The following is a 6,184-nucleotide window of genomic DNA, read 5'->3' as shown; positions in this document are numbered from 1 at the left end:
GACCGGGACGGTCCCCCGTCCCGGTCGACAGCCGGAGCACGCGACCGCCGTCGAAGACGCCCCCGCGATGAGCACCGACAGCGGCTCCGCGGCGCCCACGCCGTCGGGTGCGCCCGGCCCGTCCTCGTACCGGCGCACCCGCCATGAGGGCCGGTTCCGGCGTCTCCGTAGCACCGCTCGCCCTCCCGCGTGCCGGTGTCGTCGGAATGATCAAGACCGGTCCGAAACAGGCGAGGCGGGCGGGTGCCCGGCGGCCAGAATCCGTCGTGGAGCTACCGGCTCCGGGCAATAGCCGCCATGCCGACGCGCTTCCGTGACCACCGCGCCTAGCGTCCTCCCCGACGGAAAGTCCGTACGCAGCAGCGACTCCTCGCCGGAGCCGGACCGAAGAAGGATGTGGACGCCCTCGTGGCAGCACACCGCCGACCCCGATCCAAACACCGACCGTTCAGCGGCCCGTACGGCCGCACGGCGGCCACGCTCGCCCTCGCGGGCGCCGCGACGGCCACCGGTCTCGAAGGGCCCGCGCACGCCGACCCGCAGCTCAGCACCGCACAGGTGAAGGCGAAGGTCGACAAGCTCTACCACGAGGCGGAGACCGCCACCGAGAAGTACAACGGCGCCAAGGAGAAGGCCGCCGACGCGAGCGCCTCGCTCGACAAGCTGCGCGACGAGGCCGCCCGGCGGACGGAACGGCTCAACGTCTCGCGCAACGCCCTCGGCTCCATCGCCGCCGCCCAGTACCGCGCCGGCACCCTCGACCCCGCAGTACAGCTCGCCCTCAGCTCCGACCCCGACGAGTATCTGCGCGGGGCCGCCCTCGCCGAGCGGGCCGGCTTCCAGCAGGCCCAGGCCGTCGACAGGATGCGCGCACAGCTCGGCGAACTCGGCCGCTTACGTACGAAGGCCGACGGGAAGCTCGACGAGCTGAAGAGCCGTCAGGCCGACCTGGCCAAGCACAAGTCGACCGTCAAGAAGAAGCTCGCGGACGCCCAGAAGCTGCTCGACAGGCTCACCGCCGCCGAGCGTGCGCGGTACGCGGCGAGCACCGGGTCCGCCGACCCGCGCGCCGACCGCGCGCAGGGCCGCGCCGCGACGGGCGCCGTACCGGCACCGAACGCCCGCGCGGCCGCCGCGATCGCCTACGCGCGCGGGGCGCTCGGCAAGCCGTACGTGTGGGGCGCCACCGGGCCGAACGGGTTCGACTGCTCCGGTCTGACGCAAGCCGCCTGGCGCGCCGCCGGAGTCTCCCTCCCGCGCACCACGTACACCCAGATCAACGCGGGCCGACGGGTCTCCCGCTCCCAGCTCGCCCCGGGCGACCTGGTGTTCTTCTACTCCGGCATCTCACACGTCGGGCTCTACGTCGGCGGTGGGCAGATGATCCACGCACCCCGCCCCGGCGCCGGGGTGCGGATGGCCCCGATCGACCAGATGCCGTTCGCGGGAGCCACCCGCCCCGCGTAGCGGTCGTGAGGCGCCCACCCGGCCCAAGCCCGGGTGCCGTACCGCCCCCGCCGCACCACGATGACGCCATGAGCCACCGACGGGCCCGCGCGGCCGTCCTCACCCTCGGCGCGCTGCTCGTCCTGGCGCCGGTCGGTGTCACCCCGAAGGGCTGCGGCGACCTCACGGGCGGCCGGCTCTGCGTCGAGGGCCCGGTGGGCGGCAAGGGGGCGTTCACGACGCGCTACGTACGCCACGGCCACGGCACCCGTACCCCCACGGCCCTCCAGCTCGGCTACCAGCGCAAGGACACCCGGATCACCGCGTTCCCCGGCTGGTTCGGCACCCTCCGTACAGAGGACGGCTCGGCCGCGCTGACCGGCACGCTCGACACGGCGCGCGGCGAGTGCGTCCGGGGACTCATGAACCACGACGGGCGGGAGTACGTCACCGAGTGGCTCTGCTCGAACTGAGCGCGCTCACACCAGCCTGCGCGCCGTCGCCCACCGCGTCAGCTCGTGCCGGTTCGAGAGCTGGAGCTTGCGCAGGACCGCCGAGACATGGGACTCGACCGTCTTCACCGAGATGAAGAGCTGCTTCGCGATCTCCTTGTACGCGTAACCGCGCGCGATCAGCCGCAGCACCTCGCGCTCGCGCTGCGTGAGACGGTCCATGTCCTCGTCCACCGGCGGCGCGTCCGTCGAGGCGAACGCGTCGAGCACGAAGCCCGCCAGGCGGGGCGAGAAGACCGCGTCGCCGTCCTGGACGCGGAAGATCGAGTCCACCAGGTCCGTGCCGGTGATCGTCTTGGTGACATAGCCGCGCGCACCGCCGCGGATCACACCGATGACGTCCTCGGCCGCGTCGGACACCGACAGCGCCAGGAAGCGCACCGGGTCCTGCGCCGCCGCCATCAGCGGGGCGCAGCGCCGCAGCACCTCCACGCCGCCGCCGCCGGGGAGGTGGACGTCGAGCAGGACGACCTCGGGGCGGGTCGCCATGATGACCGTGACGGCCTGGTCGACGTCGGCGGCCTCGCCGACGACCTCCACGCCCGTGGTCGCGGTCTGCCCGATCTCGGCCTGCACTCCGGTGCGGAACATGCGGTGGTCGTCGACCAGCACCACACGCACCCGCCTGGCCTCGGCCTCTTCCCCGCCGCTGTCGCCGCTCGTGCCCGTCGTCCCGCTGGTGCCGGTCATGCGTCCGCCGCCCTCTCCATCTCAAGCTCCACTTCCGTGCCCCCGTCGGGCGCCGAACGCACCCTCGCCGTACCGCCGTTGCGTTCCATCCGGCCGAAGATCGATTCCCGTACGCCCATCCGGTCGTCCGGCACCGAGTCCAGATCGAACCCGGGGCCGCGGTCCCGTACGGAGAGGAAGACCGTCCGGCCCTCGACCTCCGCGAAGACCTGTACGGCGCCTCCCTCGCCACCGTACTTGGCGGCGTTGACCATTGCCTCGCGTGCTGCCTGCATCTGTGCGGTCAGTTTCTCGTCGAGCGGGCAGTCGCCGACGACCACGACCTCGATCGGCACGCCGTGGTAGTCCTCCACCTCGGCGGCGGTCGCCTTCACGGCCTCGGCGAGGGTGTCGGGTTCGTTCTCCTCGTCCTTGCCGGTGCCTTCCGGCTTGTACAGCCAGGCGCGCAGCTCGCGCTCCTGCGCGCGGGCCAGCCGCCGGACCTCGCCGCCGTCGTCGGCGTTGCGCTGGATCAGCGTGAGCGTGTGCAGGACGGAGTCGTGGACGTGCGCGGCGACCTCGGCGCGTTCCTGCGCGCGGATGCGCATCAGGCGCTCGTCGGACAGGTCCTGGGTCATGCGTACGAGCCAGGGGCCGGCGAGCAGCGCGACTCCGGCCACGACGGCGATGGCCGCCGTCAGGACGTTGCCGAGCTGGGCGGCCGAGCCGCGTACGACCATGAAGACGGTCAGGCCCATGCCGACGAGGGCGACCCCGGCCAGTCCGCGCGCCAGTTGGAAGATCCTGCGGCGCCTGCTGTCCGTCGACAGCGACGCCCACTGCGCGCGGCGCGCGTTGTCCGCCTGGCGCCAGACCAGGACGACACCGGCGCCGATGAGCAGCGTCGGCCAGATGTAGTGCCCCGCGCCGCCGCGGCCGAGGTCGGCGCTGGCGACGAAGATCGTCCCGACGACGAACAGCGCGATGAGCGCGAAGGTCTGTCCCCGGTCGGGTTTACGGAGCCGGCGCCGACCGTCGCTGGTCGTCTCGATCAGCGGCCGGGACCGGGTGGGTGTACCGCCGAGGCCGAGCGGGACGACGATCCAGAAGATGGCGTACACCAGCGCGCCCAGCCCCTGCGCCAGGAACAGGGCGAGGAAGACCAGCCGCACCCAGCCGACCGGCAGCCCCAGATGGCCCGCGAGCCCGCGTGCGACGCCGCCCAGCAGCCTGCCGTCCGCGCTGCGGTAGAGCTTGCGCAGCGGCTGCTCGTCGGCCCCGGGTGCCGTCCCCGACGTACGGCTCCGGCTCCGGGCCGCGTTCGACGAACCCGAAGCCGGTCCCGCGGCCGATGACGACGAGGACGACGAGGACGAGGAAGGGGGCGGAGTGGGCGTGGCGACCGGCATGCCACCGATGGTCACACGGCCGGGCGGGCCCTGGCATCAGGGCTGCGCCCTGAGAGCGGCCCCGAGAACGACCCTGACACCCCCCCGCCCGCCCGCTGCGGAATATCAGGGACCGGCCAGGGTCGGGACGGGTGGAGACCGGGCGGGCGGGCCGTCACCATGGACGTATGACTCGGTCCGTACCGCACACCTCGACGCAGCCACCGCCGCCACCGGCTCCCCAGCTGGTGCGCGCGCCGCGCCAGAAGGTCGTCGCGGGCGTCTGCGGCGGTCTTGGCCGGTACTGCGACCTGGACCCGGTCATCTTCCGGATCGTCATCGTCGTGCTCACACTGACCGGCGGCATCGGACTGATCTTCTACGGCTTCGCCTGGCTGCTGGTCCCGGTCGACGGCGAGGACGAGAACGAGCTGCGCCGGCTGCTGTCGGGCCGTGTCGACGGCTCTTCCCTCATCGCCGTACTGCTCGCGCTCGTGGGCTGTGGCCTCTTCCTGTCGATGCTCAACAACAGCGGCACCCTCGGTTTCGCCACGATGCTGTCGATCGCCGCGATCGGTGCGGCGGTCTGGTCGCACCGGCGACGCACCACCGTTCAGGACGGCGGCCCGCTCGACCCGGGGACGGCGGCGGCCGTGGCCGAGGCTCCCCCGGAGACGAAGGCACCCCCGACGCCCGGCAGCCCGTCGTGGTGGCGCGACCCGATCGTCAAGGACGGGACGACGGGGCCGACGCCCGGCTATCTGTGGGGTCCCGACGACGAGGCCGACGAGGCCGACGGCGCGTCACGTCGCGGGGCCGGAAAGCGGAAGGGCTCCGGGGCGTCCTGCCGGCGGCAGGGCCCGCGCGGGATCGGCGGCAGTGTCTTCACGCTGGCGATGCTGGCGGGCGGCCTCGGCCTGGGGCTGTCGTGGGACGCCCAGCCGCTCGGTACGAGCCTGCAGATCGGCTTCGCCGCCGCGCTCGGCGTGTTCGGCCTCGGCCTCGCTGTGAGCGCCTTCCTGGGACGTACGGGCTTCGGCACGATCTTCCTCACGGTCCTCACCGCCGGACTCCTCGCGGGGTCGGCGGCCATCCCGAAGGACATCGGTACGGACTGGGTCCGCACGACCTGGCGCCCGGCGGCCGTCGCCTCGGTGTCGCCGTCGTACGAACTGGGCACCGGCGTCGGGACACTCGACCTGGCCGGTGTCGACGTCCCGGCGGGCGAGACCCTCCGTACGAAGGCGGAGGTCGGCGCCGGAAAGCTGAAGGTCGTCGTGCCGCGTGACGTGACGTTGAAGGTGCACGCGGAGGCGGGGTTCGGCGACCTCCGGCTGCCCGGTGAGCCGCCGAACGACATCGACATCTCACCGGCGCAGGAACGGACGCGTACCGTGGCCCCGCCCAAGGGTGTGAAGCCCGGGGGCACACTGGACCTTCGGCTCGAAGTCGGTGTCGGACAGGTGGAGGTGACCCGTGCTGCTGCATGAGTTCAAGCCGGGCAAGCTGGTGGCCGGCCTGGCCGTGATGGGCGCGGCCACCGTGTTCGCCGGTGACGCCGGAGGCTGGTGGGACGCCCCCTGGTTCGTGGTCGTCCCGATCGTCTGCGGCGGTCTCTTCCTGGCCTCCGCCGTGTCGATGGCGGACTACCGCATTCGGCGCCGCCTGTCGGCGAGGGCCGCGTCCAGGGAGAACACGGAGGCGCCGGCGAGCACGAGCGGCAGCCAGGCCATGAGGTAGGCGAGGTCGTTGCCGTAGTAGTACGGATCCGACTGCCAGCTCACCGTCAGCCACAGGCTGAGTGAGATCAGCGCGCCGCCGAACGCGGCGAGCCGCGCCAGGAGTCCGACGAGGGTGCCGAGTCCGACGGCCAGTTCGCCGATGGCGATGGCGTAGCCGAAGCCCTCGGGGCTCTTGAGGGACAGGTCGACGAGCGCGGGTATGGCCGAGCTGTCCCGTACGCCCCGCATCAGTTCACCGACGGAACCGGTCCCGTTCGCCGACATGAAGGCGCTGTCGGTGAGTTTGTCGAGTCCGGCGTAGATGAAGGTCACTCCGAGGAAGATCCTCAGCGGTACGAGGGCGTACTTCGTCGCCAGTTCCCTCCAGCCGTGCCGCTCACCGCCCATCGTCCCGTAGGAGTCCGTCCGATATCCATGCGTCATCGCG

General features: G+C 72.4%; 7 protein-coding genes. 4 read left to right on the top strand and 3 right to left on the bottom strand.

Annotation, left to right across the window (positions count from 1 at the left end):
* Window positions 1-408: 408 nt before the first annotated feature.
* Entirely contained in the window at window positions 409-1,467 is a 1,059-nt protein-coding gene (locus ACFUN8_RS27085) for an NlpC/P60 family protein (protein ID WP_383642743.1), read from the top strand.
* Window positions 1,468-1,535: 68 nt separating this feature from the next.
* Window positions 1,536-1,919: a hypothetical protein gene (locus ACFUN8_RS27080; protein WP_383642740.1), complete on the top strand. Its 384-nt coding sequence runs from the start codon at window positions 1,536-1,538 to the stop codon at window positions 1,917-1,919.
* A 6-nt stretch (window positions 1,920-1,925) separates the two neighbouring features.
* Here ACFUN8_RS27080 and ACFUN8_RS27075 read toward each other — a convergent pair whose 3' ends face one another.
* Both ACFUN8_RS27075 and ACFUN8_RS27070 read right to left on the bottom strand, forming a co-directional pair.
* Window positions 1,926-2,648 (bottom strand): LuxR C-terminal-related transcriptional regulator, encoded by a 723-nt coding sequence (locus tag ACFUN8_RS27075; protein ID WP_383642737.1) that lies wholly within the window; start codon window positions 2,646-2,648, stop codon window positions 1,926-1,928.
* Window positions 2,645-4,036: a PspC domain-containing protein gene (locus ACFUN8_RS27070; protein ID WP_383642734.1), complete on the bottom strand. Its 1,392-nt coding sequence runs from the start codon at window positions 4,034-4,036 to the stop codon at window positions 2,645-2,647. Before ACFUN8_RS27070 ends, ACFUN8_RS27075 begins: the two co-directional genes overlap by 4 nt.
* Window positions 4,037-4,203: 167 nt before the next feature.
* Here ACFUN8_RS27070 and ACFUN8_RS27065 point away from each other — a divergent pair, with 167 nt between their 5' ends.
* Together ACFUN8_RS27065 and ACFUN8_RS27060 are read left to right on the top strand one after the other, a co-directional pair.
* Window positions 4,204-5,505: a PspC domain-containing protein gene (locus ACFUN8_RS27065; RefSeq protein ID WP_383642731.1), complete on the top strand. Its 1,302-nt coding sequence runs from the start codon at window positions 4,204-4,206 to the stop codon at window positions 5,503-5,505.
* On the top strand, window positions 5,492-5,755 hold the full coding sequence (locus ACFUN8_RS27060; protein WP_383642728.1) for a hypothetical protein: 264 nt from the start codon (window positions 5,492-5,494) through the stop codon (window positions 5,753-5,755). Before ACFUN8_RS27065 ends, ACFUN8_RS27060 begins: the two co-directional genes overlap by 14 nt.
* Here the strand turns inward: ACFUN8_RS27060 and ACFUN8_RS27055 are convergent.
* Window positions 5,662-6,180 carry a DoxX family protein gene (locus ACFUN8_RS27055; RefSeq protein WP_383642725.1) on the bottom strand — a complete coding sequence of 173 codons (519 nt, stop codon included), beginning with the start codon at window positions 6,178-6,180 and terminating at the stop codon, window positions 5,662-5,664. The genes ACFUN8_RS27060 and ACFUN8_RS27055 overlap by 94 nt on opposite strands.
* Between the last annotated feature and the right edge of the window lie 4 nt (window positions 6,181-6,184).

The sequence above is a fragment of the Streptomyces sp. NPDC057307 genome, assembly GCF_042667665.1.
Classification (GTDB): domain Bacteria; phylum Actinomycetota; class Actinomycetes; order Streptomycetales; family Streptomycetaceae; genus Streptomyces.
Note: the sequence above shows the minus strand (reverse complement) of the source record. Positions and strands in the feature narration are given on the sequence as shown.